Source organism: Olsenella intestinalis, assembly GCF_023276655.1.
Lineage (GTDB): Bacteria > Actinomycetota > Coriobacteriia > Coriobacteriales > Atopobiaceae > Olsenella_J > Olsenella_J intestinalis.
This window is the reverse complement of record NZ_JALGRK010000001.1, coordinates 459442-476714: the sequence shown is the minus strand read 5'-3', so window position 1 is coordinate 476714 and position 17273 is coordinate 459442. Positions and strand designations below refer to the sequence as shown.

The window sequence follows — 17273 nt, the reverse complement described above, 5'->3', positions numbered from 1 at the left end:
GCGTGGAGTGAAACGCGCGGCGAGTCCGCGCCGACGAGGGCGGAGGCACCATGGCCACGAGCGACGACGGGCTGTTCAAGAGGTCCAGGGACGACGAGCAGGCGCTCCGCCTGGCGGCCCTCGCGATCGGCTTCTCCAACACCGAGGCGCCCCTCAGCTCTCAGGAGGTGCGCCGCCGCTGGTACCCCGACGCCTCGCTCGACACCTTCACCAAATCGTTCAGCCGCGACCGCGCCCGCCTCGAGCAGTGCGGCATCGTGCTTCGCAGCTCCGGCAAGTCTGGCGACTGGCAGCTCTGGGAGGTCGACCGCGCCGCGAGCTTCGCGAGCGCACCGGCCACGGGTACGCCCCAGGCTCCCGGCGAACTCAGCACCGAGGATGCCATGGCCCTCGAGGTGACGCTCGGACCCCTCGCCTCCGACCCCTCCTTCGCGCAGCGCACCGACCTCATCCTCGCGCTCGCAAAGATCAATCGAAGCTTCGAGATGCTCGTCGTCGAGCGCGAGGGTGACGCGCCCCGCAACGCCCGCCTCGAGACCCTCGGCTCCGCCCTCGCCTCTCGCACGCCCGTGCGCACGACCTACCAGACGGCCTCCGGCGACAAGGGAGAGCGCACGCTCGCGCTGCTCGGCCAGTTCGGCCTGCGCGGCCACACCTACTTCGTGGCGGATCACTTCGACGAGAAGAGCCACGCCCTCGCTGGCACCCCGCACACCTACCGCGACGACCGCTTCCTCAAGGTCAAGCCCCTCGCGGGCGCCAAGTCAGCGGGCGCCTACCAGGTGGACGCCGACTTCGACGCGCGCGACTGGCGCGTGCTCCCCTTCCAGATCGGCGACGCTTCCCTCGAGGCCACCTTCGCCGTCCGCGAGCACCCCACCTCCGAGGCAGCCCGCGCCCTCGCGACGCGCGGCGCGCTCTCAGAGGACGGCCGCACCTGGACGGTCACGGTCGCCGACGAGGACGCCGCGGCGCGCTGGGCCGTCGACGTCGACATGGATCCCCTCTCCCCCGCCAGCCTCGTGCGCACCTGGCACCAGGTCCTCGACGCGGCTCGCTCGTGCACGGCCACAGCGCCCACGCGCGACGTCGCGAGCGCCCTCGAGCGCGCCAGCAAGCCCGCCTCCGCAACTCACGTGACGGGCGCCGGGCGTCCCGGCGGCACCACCAAGGCCCGCCGCCTCGTCGCGCTCATCGGCGCCCTCTCCGAGCAGGGTGACCTCGTCGACGCCGAGGTCGTCGCCGCACGCCTCGACTGCTCCCTCGACGAGGCCCGGGAGATGCTCTCCATGCTCTCGGACGCCTCCGACACCGAGGGCGCGCTGCGTCTCCCGCTCGTCGCGGACGACTCCTTCGAGCACGCCCGCCTCGGCTTCGCCACGACCAAGGGCCGCCCCGTCCGCCTCACGCGCGACGAGACCCTCGCCGTCCTCGCCGCGCTCTCACGCGTCGGCGCCACCCCCGATGACGAGATCGTCAGCCGCCTCATCACCACGCTCGCCGCCCCGAGCGTCAGCGCGGACGAGGTCACCGCCGCCCTCGCGGCCTCGCGCACCAAGCCCACGCCCGGGGAGCGCGCGACCCTCGCCACCTGCTCGCAGGCCCTCGCCGATGCGGCGGACCTTCGCTTCGCCTACACGGATGCGCATGGCGAGAAGAGACTGCGCACGATCACCCCCGACCACCTCTACACCGAGGACGGCTACTGGTACCTGCGCGGGTTCGACCACACCCGCGGCGCGGGACGCACCTTCAGGCTCGATCGCATGGGCGCGGCGGAGAGCGTCTCCCCCGAGCTCTGGCCAGCCGACGACCGCACCGACACACAGCCCACGAACGCCACGCCCGCAGACGCCGCGAACGCGGACGCCTGCATCAGGATCGACGACGACGGTCTCCTTGACCTCTTTGCCTGGCCCCAGGCGCACGTCGTACGCACGCGCACGTCGACATACGTGGTCGCGCACGACTTCGGCGGCGTCTGGCTGCCGCGTCGCCTCGCGGCCTGCGCGGGCAAGGTGACGGTCTTCGATGACGCCCTGGCCGCACGCATCCGCGAGCATGCGGAGTCCCACTTCACGATGGACACGGCGCAGACGAACCAGTAACCCAGGCGAGATCGCCGAGAACCAGGGCACTGGACGCGTAGGGCGATCATCGACGCGCGCGGCGCATCACGAGGCAGTGAAGAGCGCAACGGCGAGCGGGGACGCACGTGCCTCGACCCGGCGACGCACCCGTGGCATCAGGCAGGAACGCACGCCCCTCGATAGGGCGACACGCTCGTGGCGTCAGGCGAGTTCGCGGCGTAGCCGCGCTGTTCGAGCCTGGCGTCACGAGCTGGCGCCGACGCGAAGCCGCGCTGTTCGAGCCCTGACGTCACGAGCTGGCGCCGATTTGAAGCCACGAGCGTTCGTCAGCGAGGGATGTGCTCTTCTCGGCTACTCGTGGGTGCGGCGCCACGACTCGATGTAGCGCCCGACGTGCTCGGCCTCGAGGGCGTCGGCGGTCCCGCGCGGGAGCGAGTTGACGAACTGGCGGCCGTAGCGCTTGGTCGCGAGGCGCGAGTCGGCGAGCACGAGTACGCCGGTGTCGGTCGCGCTGCGGATGAGGCGGCCGGCGGCCTGCTTGACCTCGATGACGGCCTCAGGCAGCGAGTAGCGCCACCACGCGCGGTCCTCGCGCAGCTCGCGCTCGCGCACGAGCGGGTCGTGGGGCGAGGCGAACGGCAGCTTGGGGATCACGACGCAGCGCAGCGTCTCGCCGGTCGCGTCGAAGCCCTCCCAGAACGACTTGAGGGCCAGAAGCGACCCTGTCGTGTTCGACAGGAACTGCTGGCGCAGGCGGCGCGGAGAAGAGCCTCGCTCCTGCTGGGCGAGGTCGAGCCCGATGGAGGCCAGGCGCGGCTGCAGCTCCTCGAAGACGCGCTCCATGTCGCGACGGTTGGTGAAGAGCGTGAGGGTGGAGCCGCCCATGGCCTTGTGCACGTCGAACAGCAGGTCGACAAGGGCCGGCAGGTAGCGCGGGTCGTTGGGCTGGGGCAGGTCGCGCACGACGATGCTCGCCATGTTGGCCTCGTAGTCGAAGCTCGAGCTCAGGCGCACGTCCTTGTGCATCGACTCGTCCAGGCGGTCGAGGCCGACGGCGTGGTCGAAGTGGTCGAAGCTCTTCCCCACCGCCATGGTCGCCGACGCGAACGTGACGCTCATCATCTCGGGCAGCCAGCTGGCGCCAAGGTCGGCGCCGATGTCGAGCTTCTCCGCGACGAGGCGCTCGCTCGCGATGTCGCGGGTGCGGCGCGTGAGCTGTGCCGAGTAGACGTAGGTGGTGTCCTCCCCCAGCACGATGAGCTCCAGGTCGTCGTGGAGCCCCTGCAGGAACATGCCAGCCTCGGACAAGTCGGAGGCAACGTTGGGGTCAGCTTGCGCGAGGCTCTCAACGCACGCGCGCTGGTCCTTGGCGGCCTCGTCGAGCCGCTCGAGCGCGACGTGGGCGACCTCCGAGAGCTGCGCCCACTCCGGCGTCTGACGGACCTCCTCGTCGATCCAGAGCGTCACGCTGTCGTACCCGCCGCCCGCGCGGCTCACGCGCGAGAGGTCGTGCAGCGCCACGAACAGGTCGGCCGTCGAGACCGACGCGCGGGCGCAGGCCGCGGCGAGCTTCGTGAGCAGGCGCGTGTGCAGGGTCGCGTCCTCCATGCGGCTCGCGGCCGCCATCGCGACGCGGATCGCGCCCGTCTTGGTGCCGCCCAGAACCTCGAACCCGTCGCGCACGCGCTGGCCCGAGACCTCGCGCGCCCACTGCCGGCGCGCCTCGCTCTCGAAGCCGTGCGCCTCGTCCACCACCCAGTGGCGGATGGGCGGCAGGATCTTGCCGTCGACGGCGATGTTGCGCAGCAGCAGCGAGTGGTTGGTCACCACCACGTCGCTCTGCGCGGCACGGCGGCGCGCCCCGTGGACCAGGCACTCGCCCGGGTAGTAGGGGCACTTGCTGCGCAGACACTCGGCTGGCGTGGTCGTGAGGAGGCTGCGCGGCACGTAGCGCCAGCGGATGCCGAGCGCGTCCAGGTCGCCCTCGGGCGACTGGCAGCAGAACGCGTAGGTGACGGCGAGCGCGGTGAGCACGTCCGCCTCCACGGCGCCCAGCGAGCGCCCCGGAAAGCGCAGCAGCGCCTCGGGAAGCTCGCCGGCGGCCGCGCGGTCCACGCGGTGCAGGCAGGGGTAGTGGTCGTAGCCCTTGAGGCTCGTGAAGCTCACGCCGCCCTCGAGCGCGCCGTCAAGCGCGGGCAGCTCGTGCGAGACGAGCTGGTCGGTCAGGGCGTTCGTCTTCGTGGCGATGCCCACGGTCACGTTGTTGCGCTTCGCGAAGCGAATCATGGGCAGCAGGTACGCCATCGACTTGCCCACGCCCGTGCCCGCCTCGATCGCGCGGTGGGTCGACGTCTCCAGCGCGTCGCGCACCTCGAGCGCCATCTCCACCTGGTCAGGACGGCTCTCGTACTGCTCGTACATCTGGCCCACGAGCCCCTCCGCCGAGAAGAGCTCGCGCGTCTGCTCGCGACCCTCGACCTCGAGCGGCCCCACCTCGGCCGCGTCCGAGCGGGCGTGGCCCGCGGCCTCGTGCGTGAGGTCGTGTCGCACGGCCTTGAGCGAGAAGCCGGCGCCTGCCGAGGCGGCCTCAAGCGGGTCTTCGCTCTTCTCCTCCACCTCCGCGAGGTGCGCGAATATCGGCCTGAACGCCCAGTCGACCTCCTCGTGCATGGCGGCGAGCTGCGCGAGCAGCCCCGCCGGCAGGTCGGTGAGCCCCAGCAGGATGATGCGCCACATGCCGCAGAGCGCGTCGACGTCGTCCATCGCGCGGTGCGTGACGGAGTCGCACCCAAACGCCCGGGCCATGTCGCCCAGGCGGTGCGTGGAGAGCCGCGGCAGCGCGATCCTGGAGAGCGACAGGGTGTCGATCCACGTGTCGCTCACGTCCCGGCCGCCCGGGACCTTCTCGACGAACGTCCTGTCGAACGTGGCGTTGTGCGCGAGTATGGGCATGCCGCCCACGAAGTCGGCGAGAAGAGCCACGGCCTCGGTCGCGTCCGGTGCGTCGGCCACGTCGAGCTCGCTGATGTTCGTGAGCTCCTGGATCTCCTTCGGGATGGGTCGCGTGGGCCTCACGAAGGTCTGGAAGCGCTCGGTCACCTCGCGCCCGGAGATGCGCGCGGCCGCGATCTCGATCAGCTCGCAGTCGCGAAACGAGAGGCCCGTCGTCTCGGTGTCGAGCACGACGACGTCCTCCTCGAGCACGTCGAACGAGCGGGTCTTTGCCCGCTCGGCAAGGGTGAGGTATCGCTCGGCGACGGAGTCGGGCGTGCCGGGCAGCAGCAGGTCTCGCACGTCCGAGGCGTCCATCTAGTCTTCCGCCCTGTAGTTGTCCTCGAGCGCCCACTCGACGAACTTGCGGCAGAGCTCGGGGAACTCGATGCCCTCGTGGCGGGCCGAGTCGGGCAGCAGGCTGTTGGCGGTCATGCCCGGGATCGTGTTGGTCTCCAGGATGACCGGGGTGCCGTCCGCGCGAACGATGAAGTCGCTGCGGGAGGCGCCGCGGCAGCCGAGCGCGTGGTGCGCACGGACCGCGAGCTCCTGCGCGCGGGCGTAGACGTCCTCGGGCAGGCGCGCGGGAATGACGTGGTGCAGCTCGGAGGGCTCGTACTTCACGGTGCTGTCGTAGAAGTCGGCGCCAGTGACGATCTCGATGATCGGGGTCGCGTGGGCGTCGTCGTTGCCGATGACGGGAACGGAAATCTCGGTGCCCTCGACGCACGACTCGACGAGCACGCGGCAGCCGCCCTCGGCGGCCTTCGCGACGGCGGCGGGCAGCTGGTCGGCCGACTCGACGCGCGAGACGCCGTAGCTGGAGCCGTTGGACGCGGGCTTCACGAAGATGGGCAGCCCGAGGCGCTCCACGAGCTCCGCCGCGCTCTTCTCGTCCAGCTCCGCGTCCGGAGCGAGGTCGACGCCGTCGGGCGTCGGGATGCCCGCGGCGCGGTAGATGGTCTTGGCGACCTCCTTCTCGGTGCCGGCCGCGCTGGCGAGCACGCCGGAGAAGGTGTACGGGATGCGCATGAGCTCGAGCATGCCCTGGACGCAGCCGTCCTCGCCGTAGCGGCCGTGCATCGCGACGAACGCGACGTCGTAGTTGCCGCCCGCCATGCGCGCGAAGAAGTCGGGGTCGGCGACGTCGAGGACGTCCACGCGCGCGAAACCGGCCTCCCTGAGGGCCTCCGCACACGACGAGCCCGACTGCAGCGAGATCTCGCGCTCGTCGGACCATCCACCCGCAAGGACGACGACACTATATTGTGTAACGTCGGTCTTCTCCATCACCGCACTCCTTCTGGCACCCCGAGGGGCGTTAGACTTTTCCTCATACACGTTGAGTTTGACGACGCCCTGCGCAGACGGCGAGCTTCGCCGAATAACGAGCATAACGCACGGCGCGACCCACACAGACGAGGAATGCAATCATGCAAGATGCCAACATTAAGACCACCTCATCCGAGGGCGACGACGCCGAGAAGAGCGCGTCCTCGGCCAAGGCCCAGGCAAGACGCGAGCTTCGCGACCTCTCGCACGGCGAGCTCGTCGAAATCCTCGAGCAACTCGGCCAGCCGAAGTTTCGCGCCAAGCAGATCGAGGACTGGATCTGGGTCAAGAACGCCCAGTCCTTCGACGACATGACCAACCTCCCCAAGTCGCTTCGTGCCTCGCTCGCCGAGCGCTGCGTCCTGGGCGGCACCACGGTCGCCGCGCAGCAGGTCTCGACCGACGGCAGCCGCAAGTACCTGCTCCGCTTCGACGACGGCGTCGCGGTGGAGTGCGTCGGCATGCCCAGCGGCAACAGGCTCGCCGTGTGCGCCTCGACCCAGGCCGGCTGCGGCATGAAGTGCGCCTTCTGCGCCACCGGCGCCAGCGGCCTCACGCGCAACCTCACCGCGAGCGAGATCTACGAGCAGGTCATGCACGTGCGCGACGACTTCAACACGCGCGTCACGAGCGTCGTCCTCATGGGCCAGGGCGAGCCGTTCATGAACTACGACGCCACCCTCGAGGCCTTGCGCCGCCTCAACTCCCCCGAGGGCGCGGGCATTGGCGCCCGTCACCTCACGGTCTCCACGAGCGGCGTCATCCCCATGATCAAGCGATTCGCCAACGAACCCGAGCAGTTCACTCTCGCCGTGTCCCTGCACTCCGCCGTCCAGCGCACGCGCGACATGCTCATGCCGGGCGTCAAGAAGTGGTCGCTGCTCCACCTCTACGACATCATGGGCGAGTACGTCGACAAGACCGGCCGCCGCCCGACCTACGAGTACGCCCTCATCAAGGGCGTCAACGACACCGAGGACGAGCTTGCGGCCCTCTGCGACTTCTGTCGCGACAACCTCGCGCACGTCAACATCATCAAGCTCAACGACGTCAAGGGCTCTCGCTTCCAGCCCTCCTCCGACGCGCGTGCCGGCGAGTTCGTCCGCAGGCTCGCCTCCGTCGGCGTCGAGGCAACCATCAGGAACTCGCGCGGCTCCGACATCGATGCCGCCTGCGGTCAGCTCCGCCAGATCGTCGAGAGGAACCTGAAGGAATAATCAACCTTACCCTATGTTACTAAATTAGTATCATTTAATCCCCCTTCGAGTCCTCGGAGGGGGATTTCTTTGTCTCAAGACACGCATCACTTCGATTGTTTCAAGTGCGCACAAACAATATTGCATTATTTCGACTCACCCTGACCTCAGGCTCCATGAGTCTCTGACCCTCACCCCTCCCCTGCCCCAACCGTCAGCAGTGAAGGTCGACCGATAGCAAAGGGGTGGAGAAGAGACTGGCCCTTCTCCACCCCCATGGCGGATGCGATCTATGTCATGGTCTGGATCAGTATCCGATACGAGCCCAGTCAGCCTCGACGTCACGTCTGTTCTGCTCTGCATCCTCGTCGACGTATGTACCGATGTGATCGTCGGCCATGTCCTTGACCTGGTTGATGGTCGAGCCAACACGCTTCGCAGCTGTGCCAAGCGATGCCCTCGCCTCAGGAGTCAGGAGGATTCTATAAGCGGCGAACCCGGCACCGGCCAGCGCCAGGGCGACAACGAGCTTGTTCCTGAGAGACCTCACGCTACTCCCCCAATTCAACGTTCGTGTTGCTCAGCTGCTCCACGAGCCTCACGAGGTCATCCTCATCCTTGAACTCGATCTCGATCTTGTTCTTGTTGCGAACCGTCTTCACCTTGACGTTGGTGTCAAGCGCAAGGCGAAGCTGACGCTGCGCGCGCTTGAAGCTCTGGGGAGCAGGCATGCGCTTTGGCTTGACCTCGGCGTCGCCTCTGTCAGAAAACAGTGGAGCAAGGTTTTCTGTCTGGCGCACGGTCAGATTCTCATCAACGACCTTGCGCGCCAGCCTGATGCGCCCGTCCTCTCCTGCGACAGCCAGGATAGCTCGTGCGTGGCCAGCGGTGAGCTTCCCCTCCGCCATCATCTCTTGGACCTCGTCCGGGAGGTCGAGGAGGCGAAGCGTGTTGGCAATCGCAGAGCGAGACTTCGAGAGGACCTTTCCAAGTTCCTCCTGTGTGAAGTCATTCTCCTTGATCAGCTTTTGATATCCCTGCGCCTCTTCGATTGGGTTGAGGTCAGACCTCTGGAGGTTCTCGATGAGGGCAAGCTTGAACACGTCCTCATCCGAGATCTCCTTGATGTTGACCGGAATCTCCTTCAGGCCAGCAAGCTTTGCTGCCTGATACCTTCGCTCTCCGGCAACGATCTCGTAGCTAGCGCCCTTCTTGCGAACCAGAATAGGCTGTAGGATTCCGTTCTGCTTGATCGAATCGGCAAGCTCGTCAAGAAGGTCCGGGTCGAAGTTCTTGCGGGGCTGGTTCTTATTGACCTTTATCTTCGAGATGGGGAGTGAGGACTCCGGGGTAATCGCACTAACCTCGGCATCAGCGCCGCCCATAAGCGACTCTAGGCCTTTGCCGAGACCTGCCTTCTTAGCCACGACGCACCACTTCCTTCGCTAGTTTGATATACGCAAGCGAACCCTTATTTGTACGCGAATACATCGTAATCGGAAGACCATGGCTCGGCGCCTCCGAAAGCTTCACGCTTCGGGGAATGACAGTTTTGAAGACTGCTTTCCCGAAATATCCCTCGACTTCCTCGACAACCTGCTTGGAAAGAGTCGTCCTGGAATCGTACATGGTCATCAGAACACCGAAGACTTCGAGCTTCGGGTTTAGACGACCCTTGACCATCTTCATGGATTCGAGCAGCTTTGTAACGCCCTCGAGTGCGTAGAACTCGCACTGAATCGGAATTAGCAGCGAGTCAGCTGCGACGAGTGCGTTAATCGTAAGTAGTCCAAGCGAGGGAGGGCAGTCAATAAAGACGTAATCGAACTCATCCTTAACGGAATCGATGATCCCCTTGAGAATGCTTTCGCGAGCCATCGCAGAAACGAGCTCGATTTCCGCACCTGCAAGCTGGATAGTCGCCGGTACGACGAAAACCTTAGGTTCACAAGTCGGAAGAATCAGGTCCTCAATAGGGTAATTGTTGAGAAGAGCATCGTAGATGTCGTTCTCAAGCCCCTCTTTCTCGATTCCGTACCCGCTGGAGCTGTTTCCCTGGGGGTCGAAGTCGATAACGAGCACCTTCTTGTTGCTCTCTCCGAGTGCAGCAGAGAGATTTACCGAGGTCGTCGACTTTCCGACGCCACCTTTCTGATTGATAATCGCGATAACGCGAGTATCTCGATCGGGAAGGCCGCGCTTTACATCCTTATAACTCAATGTTCCTCCCTGAGTTTGGTCTGTTTTAGCATCATTTCGATAGAGATTGATTTGATGATACACATTATCTGAGACCGGCACGACATGAATTGATGAAACGTATCAATCTCATCGACAAACGCAGGTCTATATGTGTGAACGACACTGTTTCACATGAAACAACGTACAAGATTGGTGTGCCTTTGCCAGCACATATCGTCTCAGTAAGACGCTATCCACCGTTTCACGTGAAACATCAAGGCTCTCGTGTTCTCTCGTCGAAGATGAATGATGCTCAAACACGCACACTGTTTCACGTGGAACACTGCCTGCGATCAAAATACTGCTGACACAGGCCAATGAGTCCAATGCATGGTGCATTCCTTACTGTTTCACGTGAAACAGTGTTCACTTTTCTCGTTCAAACGTTCATCCATAAAGGCTTCCTCGCGTCCCAATTTCGCATCAAGCGAGTTCAAAATAAACAGTTTCCCGAGATATATGGCCTACGTTTTGGGAAACTGTTCAAGCAGCATTGCTCTCTGCAATTTGACTATCAGACAAAGAGTTCTTCTGTCTAAGGCAACGCCCACTGTTTCACGTGAAACAGTGAGCGTCTTAAAAAGTAACCTTATGTTACGGAAGTCCTCTTGTTTGATAGAACCCTAAAGCGGCTTATGCTTAGCCATTCCAGTATTTCGTGGCAGCTTGATCGTGGGCTTACGAACTTTCGCGTAGACATATACCTCTCGGTGGCCGTTTTCGCCGGGAAGCTCAAACTCATCCTTTCTGACGAGTTCGAGTCCGCAGATTTTTGCGGCTCGCTTAGACTCGTCACGCTCCTGGTCACTGATCGAGCCCTTGGAAGCAATTAGTAGCCCGTTCTTCGCGAGAAGCGGCGATGCGTATTCAATAAGAACCCGAAGCTCTGAAACAGCTCGAGCAACAACGATATTGAATGCACCGGCGTTATCGCGAGCAAACTCCTCAGCACGAGCAGATACGGCATTGACGTTATTGAGTGAAAGATCATCAATGAACTCAGAGACGGCCTTGATCTTCTTTCCGACAGAATCAAGAAGGGTCGTGTCGAGACCGGTATAGACAGCAAGAGGTATGCCAGGGAACCCTGCACCGGTTCCGATGTCAATTAGCCGCAAAGAATCGACCTCTTGAGAGCCAAAATAAGCAGGGTTTATCATAGTACTTGGGTCTGAAGTCGACTTTGGGGGCACCATGCCCTTAAAACGGCTCTCAGAGCCTCTCACGATGGATGGTAGAAAAAGGAGCGAATCAAGGATGTGCCTGACGATTGCCTCATCATGTGAGACGATTCTCGTGAGATTCAGAACCTTGTTCTTCTCGATGACCAACTCCAGATGCCTCAGCAACGTCTCGGCATAGCTCTCCGGAAGGTCTATTCCATACTCGAGACAATAGTTTCGAAGGACTTCGACATCCTCTTTGGTTGAATGCATGAAATGACTCCTCAACTGGGGTTTGACAAAACCTTGTGTCTCAAAGGTTTTTGTCAACGTAAAGGTAGATGCGCAGTTAACTAATTCGAGTGATACGAGCTCGCATCACCTCTATGACGTTAGCACGAGAGACAATCGCAGTAGATGAAGCTTCCTCCAGAACACCAAAGAAGGCCATGGAAAGCATCATCCTCAGCCATCCCGGTGCTACAGAAGCGTTCGATATCAGAATCCAAGAGAGCACAGGGGGCGTTTCACAGCCACCAGAATGTAGTTGTGAAAGTAGAAATCAGGGTGAGTTGAGAGGTAAGCCAGGGGCCTTCCAACTCTGTAGAAAGAACTCGATCAGCCCTACATAAGAGAAGGCGACCTAGACTTTCTAGGCCGCCTTTTGCGTGAAACAGTATGTGCGGGCGTTGAAACGCCCGAGAAACTAGCTTCGAACGTAGGTAATGACGACGCGACGATCGGGATCCTCGCCCTCGGAGTGAGTGGTCACCTCGACGTCATCGACGAGTGCGAGGTGCACGAGACGACGCTCGTAGGCGTTCATGGGAGCCAGGGAGACCTGACCCTCCTGACGCTTCGCACGGGCGGCAGCAGAACGCGCGATGCCCATGACCTTCTCCTTGCGACGGCTCTTGTAGCCCTCGATGTCGACCACGATCGGATAGTGGAACTTGAGGGTGTTCGACATAAAAGACGAAAGTATCGTCTGGAGAGCCTCGAGGGTACGGCCGTGACGGCCGATAAGAACTGCAAGGTCGCCACCGGAGACGTCGAGGATCAGCTCGCCCTCGTCTCCGTCGTACTCGTCGACCGAGACCTGGTTCTCGCCGAAGCAGGCAAGGATCGCGCGAATGTAGCCGATGGCGGTGTCGGCAATCTTGTCGACCTCGTCGTCGGAGAGCTCGACGCCCTGCTCGAAGTGCTCGCGAATGGCAGCGAACTCGTCAGCGGAAGCCTCTCCCTCGACAATGGGGGAGCTCTTCTCGGCCACGGCCTCGCCGACCTCCTCGCGAATCTCGTCGTCCACCATCTCTACCTCCTAAAAAAGATGCGCGACACAATACGTGCCGCGCAGAAATAGTATCAGAGTTAGCTCTAGCCCTTCTTGTGGGGGCGGGGCTTCTTCTCCTTGCGGACGACGTCGACCTTGACGGGCTGGTTCGCCAGGCTGGCCTCGGTCTCGCGCTTGACCTTGTCCATCACGCGCTGGGTGACGATCTTCTGCTGGATGACCTGCCAGACGGCGGACGTATCGTAGTAGAGCAGGACAGCGCCGGGCACGGACCAGCCGAACCAGAGCATCATGACCGCCATGACCGCGCCCATGGTGAGGGTGGTCTTCCTCTGGTCCTCGGCGGTGTTGTTGAGGTTCATCATCATGGGGATGAACGTGAGGACGCCGAAGAGCAGGTCGAGGAGGATGTAGACCCAGGAGCCGGCGATGCCGTGCTGGGCGAACATGTCGGCCGCGGAGGTCGAGAGCGACGGGAGGATGCCGAGGAAGTGGGCGTCCGCCGGGACCTGCTTGGCGACCGTGAACAGCGCGAAGAAGACCGGCATCTGGATGATGATCGGCAGGCAGCCGCCGAGGGGGTTGAACTTGTTCTCGGCGTAGAACTTGCGAAGCTCCTCGCTCTGGCGCTCGGGATCGTCGGCGTAACGCTCCTGGATCTCCTTCATCTTGGGCTGAAGCGCCTGCATGCGGGCGCTCGAGGCCGTCGACTTGGTCATGAGCGGCATGACCAGCAGTCGAATGATGACGGTCAGGATGATGATGGCCAGACCCCAGTCGCCCGAGAACTGGGCAAGCGACTGGAGAACGGTCCTGAGCAGATCAACAAACCAATCCCACATGGTTCCTCCGAGCTGTGTGTATGTACAGGCAGCACGCGCTGCCCCTTATGGCGCTAGGGTACGGGGTCGAACCCGCCCTTGTGAAAGGGATGACACCGCAGGATGCGACGGAAGGCAAGCCACGAGCCCTTGGCCGCCCCGTACTTCTCCAATGCCTGGAGGGCATATTCGGAGCACGTGGGCTCGTAGATGCACGAGGGAGGGAATAGGGGAGAGAGGTATTTCTTGTAGGCCCTGACCAGGGCTATAAGAAACGCCTTCATGTCCTGCTACCTCAGGCCCGCCCGAGCTGCGATCGACTCGATGGCCGACGACACCTCGGCGGGGGAGCTCTCATGCGTCAAGCGCGTTGCGAACAGGATGATCTTCGTCCCCGGGAGGGGCAGGCCACACGAGCGCGCGGCCTCACGCAGGATCCTCTTGCAACGGTTGCGATAGACCGCGTTGCCCAAACGCTTAGGCGCAACGAAGGCGACGCTTGCGCAGTCGCCTTCGTCATCACTCAAAACTGTTGCGCGCACGAGTCTATGGTTGACTCTCCTGCCGCTGGAGAAGACCTCCTCAAATTCCTTTTTGGATTTGATGGTCTTCATGGCTCTCCTAGACAGTGAGCCTCTTGCGACCCTTTGCACGGCGACGAGCGAGAACGGCACGGCCACCCTTGGTCGCCATGCGGGCACGGAAGCCGTGGGTCTTGGCACGCTTCCTCTTGTTGGGCTGATACGTACGCTTCATGCTTGTTCCTCCATGAATAGTGAGCGTTGAACTAATAGCGTCAAGCTCCAAGATTGTAGAGGGCATCGCGGCGCGATGTCAATTAAATCCTAGCTAGACCCCACAATCCACGTTTCGTTCGCTTTTCGCCAGGCGAGAAGAGCGTGCCTCCGGGGCAGGAATGAAAGCTCTTCTCGGATGGTGAAATCTGAATGCATCGTGAATGAATTTGCGAAAGATTTCTTTCTAGCTGCGGTTTCATGATGCTGTGATGCTAGTATCATTCATCTCGCGATAGATGCGTCACGGCAGTTATCGACAATGTTTAATCCGTTGTTGAAATCTTTCTTTTGCAATTCATTCGTTTTGAAAGGTTTTCTTCATCCGTTGAACGTTTGTCGAAAAGTAGAGAGATTGGAGGTCCCTCATGTCGCATGTCTTCTATCCGTTCGTAGAAAATGAAGGGGCAGAGCCGACCCCAGCTTCTCCACAAGGAGGCCACGCGAAGCCTATGGCAGACATGAGCGACCAGCCACTCGAGGCGCGCTACCCGGCGCGCATTGCCGTGTATGACGACGCGGCCGCAGCCCCGCGCGTGGTCGTCGTCGAGGCGTCGGACGTGAGGTCGTACCTCGAGGAGGTGACGGCGACGGTCGTGCGCCTCGAGAAGGAGCAGGGCGGGAGCATCCCGTTCACGGTCATCCGCGAGGTCGTCGAGAACTACATCCACGCGTACTTCATCGAGCCGACGATCAGCATCCTGGACGGCGGCCAGACGATCCGCTTCTCCGACCAGGGGCCGGGAATTCCCGAGAAGGACCGCGCCCTGGAGTACGGGACCTCTTCGGCAACCGAGGAGATGAAGCGGTACATCCGCGGCGTCGGGTCGGGTCTGCCGTATGCACAGCAGTTCATGGAGGACCACGGCGGCTCACTCACGATCGAGGACAACATCGGCGGCGGGAGCATCATCACGATCTCGATGCTCGCCCCCGAGGACGAGGGCTATGCGGGCGAGGCCATGCAGGCCTTCCCGCAGGGTGCGTACCCGCAGGCGGGCTACGCGCAGCCGCAGATGGGTGCGGTGCAGATGGCTCCGGCGCAGGGATACCCCGCGCCCCTGCCGGGCTACGCCCCGCAGGGATACCCGCAGCAGCCGGCCTGGCCGGGTGCCTGGCAGGGCGCCCCCATGGGTGCGCCCACGATGGGGCAGGGCTACAGCCAGCCGTGGCCGCAGCAGCAGATGGCCCCCGGCATGCCCGCCGGGATGCCCGGCGCTCAGCAGGCGCCGGTGGCGAACCCGGGCGCGCCGTTCGAGATGGCGCTCTCCCAGCGCGGATGGCAGATCCTGACATACCTGATGACCCACGAGTCCGTTGGCGGCGCCGACCTGGCACGCACCTTCGGCAGCTCGCAGCCCACGTGGTCGCGCGAGCTCAAGGCACTGGAGGACAAGGGTCTCGTCAAGAAGCAGGCGGGCGGACAGCGCCGAGAATTGACGGCGTCCGGCAGGTCGTTCATCCAGCAACACCCACAGGGGTAGGGGCCCAGAGGCTTCTACCTCGGCAGGCATCTCTCGAGCCTGAGACTTTAATCGCAGCAGTATGTAGACATGTCGCGCATGGGGCGGAGTTTTCTCCATTCGCGACGAGCGTCGGCCTGTTTTCATCATATAATGGGTCGACTTTTCAACAATTTCGAGGTTATTGGTGATTATGGACCCCACGACGGACTCAGACGCGAGCATCCTCTGGCAGGATGTTCAGACCCTCTTGGCCGAGCGATCCATCCCCGCGGCCAACCTGGCGATGATCAAGAGCTGCAACGCCGTCTCCTTTGACGGTGACGTGCTCACAATCTCGACCAACATGGGATTTGCCCAGAAGAAGATCAAGCAGCAGGCGCCACTCATCGAGGAGTGCCTCGAGCAGGCGGCGTTCCAGCCGGTCAGGCTCGAGGTCGTGCTTGCCCACGACAAGGCCCCGAGTGCCATCGACACCAACACGGAGATGACGCGCGAGGAGATCAGGCGCATCAACCAGGCCGAGCGCGAGCGCGCACACGCCCGAGCCGCCGAGGCGCGCCCTGCCCCGGAGGCACGCTCCTCTCGCCCTGAGGAGAAGAGCTCCTTCGAGAACGAGGAGGTCTCGACCGCCGACTCGAAGCTCACCTTTGACCGCTTTGTCGCCGGCGACGAGAACATGCTGGCCTACGAGGCGGCCAAGCAGGTCGCCAACGGCGAGAACAAAAGCTATAACCCGCTGTTCATCTACGGCAAGAGCGGCCTGGGCAAGACGCACCTGCTGCGCGCCATCCAGAACTACATCGTCGAGAACGACCCGTCGCGCCTGTGCGTCTACCGCACGTCGACCGAATTCATCAACGACTACGTCGAGGCCATGAAGAACGACCAGGCCTCGGCCGGCGCCGTCCTCGCGCGCGACTACCAGAACGTGGACGTCCTGATCATCGACGACATCCAGAACATGAGCCGCGCGGCGCGAACGATCGAGTTCTTCTTCGACACGTTCAACGCGCTCGCGAGCAAGGACAAGCAGATCGTGCTCGCCGCCGACCGCGCCCCGTCGCAGCTCGGCATGGGCGACAGCAAGTTCGACGAGCGCGAGACGAGCCGCATGGACTCGGGCGTCACCGTGAGCGTCCAGGTTCCCGACTACGAGCTCAAGCTCAAGCTCATCAACAACTTCTACGAGCGCATGAAGCTCGACGCAGAGGCCGAGCACATCAAGGGCCTCTCGGCGAACATCTCCGACGAGATGCGCCGCCTCATGGCGGAGCGCGCGGGCACCAACATCCGCGTGATCGAGGGATTCGTCCAGACCTGCCTCATGACCGCGCACGGCAAGGAGAGCTCCGGCGAGGAGCTCTCGCGCGAGGACGTCATCCGCATCTCACAGGCGAAATGGCCCTCTGGGCAGAAGATCATGACGATCGAGCAGATTCAGAAGGCCGTCGAGACCTACTATGACGTGGCGCACAGCGACCTCGTGGGCTCCAAGCGCAACAAGGAGCTCATGGAGCCGCGCCACGTGGGCATCTGGCTCACGCGCGAGCTTACCGACAACACCCTTGCCGACATCGGCAAGAAGTTTGGCGGCCGCAGCCACGCGACGGTCAAGCACAGCATCTATTGGGTTGAGAAGACCATGAAGGAGGACAGAATCTTCCAGGACAAGGTCCAGACGCTCAAGGACAACATCACCGATTCAAGCTAAAGCCGCAGCTAGGAGGCTTGCTCTTCTCGTCATGTCGAAGGCTGTAAGAAAACGTGTAGCAACGTGTCGAAAAAGGCGCCCTTCGTGTTGACGAAACTTTTCAACAGAACGTTCAGTTGAAAAACCACCCTCCCAAAGAAGACGCGAGCCGGTTGCGGTCGGGTAGGGCTACCA

15 protein-coding genes are annotated in these 17273 nt (G+C 62.8%); 4 read left to right on the top strand and 11 right to left on the bottom strand.

Features of this window, described 5'->3' with window-relative positions; translation table 11 throughout:
• The first annotated feature begins 50 nt into the window (after positions 1–50).
• Positions 51–2108: a helix-turn-helix transcriptional regulator gene (locus M5D76_RS01890; RefSeq protein ID WP_248921699.1), complete on the top strand. Its 2058-nt coding sequence runs from the start codon at positions 51–53 to the stop codon at positions 2106–2108.
• A 333-nt stretch (positions 2109–2441) separates the two neighbouring features.
• Here M5D76_RS01890 and M5D76_RS01885 read toward each other — a convergent pair whose 3' ends face one another.
• Together M5D76_RS01885 and M5D76_RS01880 are read right to left on the bottom strand one after the other, a co-directional pair.
• Positions 2442–5399, bottom strand: coding sequence for a helicase C-terminal domain-containing protein (locus M5D76_RS01885; protein ID WP_248921698.1), 2958 nt, complete (start codon positions 5397–5399; stop codon positions 2442–2444).
• Positions 5400–6371, bottom strand: coding sequence for a D-alanine--D-alanine ligase family protein (locus tag M5D76_RS01880; RefSeq protein WP_248921697.1), 972 nt, complete (start codon positions 6369–6371; stop codon positions 5400–5402). It lies immediately after the preceding gene.
• A 143-nt stretch (positions 6372–6514) separates the two neighbouring features.
• On the opposite strand from M5D76_RS01880, the gene rlmN reads away from it, so the two are divergent.
• On the top strand, positions 6515–7630 hold the full coding sequence (gene rlmN, locus M5D76_RS01875; protein ID WP_248921696.1) for a dual-specificity RNA methyltransferase RlmN: 1116 nt from the start codon (positions 6515–6517) through the stop codon (positions 7628–7630).
• A 286-nt stretch (positions 7631–7916) separates the two neighbouring features.
• On the opposite strand, the gene M5D76_RS01870 is transcribed toward rlmN, so the two are convergent.
• From M5D76_RS01870 to rpmH, 9 genes are all read right to left on the bottom strand, one after another.
• Positions 7917–8159, bottom strand: coding sequence for a hypothetical protein (locus M5D76_RS01870; protein ID WP_248921695.1), 243 nt, complete (start codon positions 8157–8159; stop codon positions 7917–7919).
• 1 nt (position 8160) lies between these two features.
• Positions 8161–9036 (bottom strand): ParB/RepB/Spo0J family partition protein, encoded by an 876-nt coding sequence (locus M5D76_RS01865; protein WP_248921694.1) that lies wholly within the window; start codon positions 9034–9036, stop codon positions 8161–8163.
• A complete protein-coding gene (locus tag M5D76_RS01860) occupies positions 9029–9829 on the bottom strand; it encodes a ParA family protein (RefSeq protein WP_248921693.1) in 801 nt (266 codons plus the stop codon). The genes M5D76_RS01865 and M5D76_RS01860 overlap by 8 nt, the downstream gene beginning before the upstream one ends.
• Before the next feature lie 644 nt (positions 9830–10473).
• Complete coding sequence (gene rsmG, locus M5D76_RS01855; RefSeq protein WP_248921692.1) at positions 10474–11286, bottom strand: 16S rRNA (guanine(527)-N(7))-methyltransferase RsmG; 813 nt, start codon at positions 11284–11286, stop codon at positions 10474–10476.
• A 433-nt stretch (positions 11287–11719) separates the two neighbouring features.
• Positions 11720–12325, bottom strand: coding sequence for a Jag family protein (locus M5D76_RS01850; RefSeq protein ID WP_248921691.1), 606 nt, complete (start codon positions 12323–12325; stop codon positions 11720–11722).
• 65 nt (positions 12326–12390) lie between these two features.
• The gene (locus M5D76_RS01845; protein ID WP_248921690.1) at positions 12391–13149 is read right to left on the bottom strand and encodes a YidC/Oxa1 family membrane protein insertase; all 759 of its coding nucleotides are present in this window, start codon (positions 13147–13149) and stop codon (positions 12391–12393) included.
• A 53-nt stretch (positions 13150–13202) separates the two neighbouring features.
• On the bottom strand, positions 13203–13412 hold the full coding sequence (yidD, locus tag M5D76_RS01840; protein ID WP_248921689.1) for a membrane protein insertion efficiency factor YidD: 210 nt from the start codon (positions 13410–13412) through the stop codon (positions 13203–13205).
• A gap of 6 nt (positions 13413–13418) precedes the next feature.
• The gene (rnpA, locus tag M5D76_RS01835; protein ID WP_248921688.1) at positions 13419–13742 is read right to left on the bottom strand and encodes a ribonuclease P protein component; all 324 of its coding nucleotides are present in this window, start codon (positions 13740–13742) and stop codon (positions 13419–13421) included.
• A gap of 7 nt (positions 13743–13749) precedes the next feature.
• Positions 13750–13884 (bottom strand): 50S ribosomal protein L34, encoded by a 135-nt coding sequence (rpmH, locus tag M5D76_RS01830; RefSeq protein ID WP_019127408.1) that lies wholly within the window; start codon positions 13882–13884, stop codon positions 13750–13752.
• A 490-nt stretch (positions 13885–14374) separates the two neighbouring features.
• On the opposite strand from rpmH, the gene M5D76_RS01825 reads away from it, so the two are divergent.
• Positions 14375–15406, top strand: coding sequence for an ATP-binding protein (locus M5D76_RS01825; RefSeq protein WP_248921687.1), 1032 nt, complete (start codon positions 14375–14377; stop codon positions 15404–15406).
• Between the two features lie 172 nt (positions 15407–15578).
• Positions 15579–17099 carry a chromosomal replication initiator protein DnaA gene (dnaA, locus tag M5D76_RS01820; protein ID WP_248921686.1) on the top strand — a complete coding sequence of 507 codons (1521 nt, stop codon included), beginning with the start codon at positions 15579–15581 and terminating at the stop codon, positions 17097–17099.
• The last annotated feature ends 174 nt before the right edge of the window (positions 17100–17273 follow it).

Excerpts from the sequence above, each read along its gene's own strand:
- rnpA (WP_248921688.1), bottom strand. The coding sequence starts at position 13,742 with ATGAAGACCATCAAATCCAAAAAGGAATTTGAGGAGGTCTTCTCCAGC.
- dnaA (WP_248921686.1), top strand. The coding sequence starts at position 15,579 with ATGGACCCCACGACGGACTCAGACGCGAGCATCCTCTGGCAGGATGTT.
- M5D76_RS01850 (WP_248921691.1), bottom strand. The coding sequence starts at position 12,325 with ATGGTGGACGACGAGATTCGCGAGGAGGTCGGCGAGGCCGTGGCCGAG.
- rlmN (WP_248921696.1), top strand. The coding sequence starts at position 6,515 with ATGCAAGATGCCAACATTAAGACCACCTCATCCGAGGGCGACGACGCC.
- rpmH (WP_019127408.1), bottom strand. The coding sequence starts at position 13,884 with ATGAAGCGTACGTATCAGCCCAACAAGAGGAAGCGTGCCAAGACCCAC.
- yidD (WP_248921689.1), bottom strand. The coding sequence starts at position 13,412 with ATGAAGGCGTTTCTTATAGCCCTGGTCAGGGCCTACAAGAAATACCTC.
- M5D76_RS01890 (WP_248921699.1), top strand. The coding sequence starts at position 51 with ATGGCCACGAGCGACGACGGGCTGTTCAAGAGGTCCAGGGACGACGAG.
- M5D76_RS01885 (WP_248921698.1), bottom strand. The coding sequence starts at position 5,399 with ATGGACGCCTCGGACGTGCGAGACCTGCTGCTGCCCGGCACGCCCGAC.
- rsmG (WP_248921692.1), bottom strand. The coding sequence starts at position 11,286 with ATGCATTCAACCAAAGAGGATGTCGAAGTCCTTCGAAACTATTGTCTC.
- M5D76_RS01825 (WP_248921687.1), top strand. The coding sequence starts at position 14,375 with ATGGCAGACATGAGCGACCAGCCACTCGAGGCGCGCTACCCGGCGCGC.
- M5D76_RS01880 (WP_248921697.1), bottom strand. The coding sequence starts at position 6,371 with ATGGAGAAGACCGACGTTACACAATATAGTGTCGTCGTCCTTGCGGGT.
- M5D76_RS01845 (WP_248921690.1), bottom strand. The coding sequence starts at position 13,149 with ATGTGGGATTGGTTTGTTGATCTGCTCAGGACCGTTCTCCAGTCGCTT.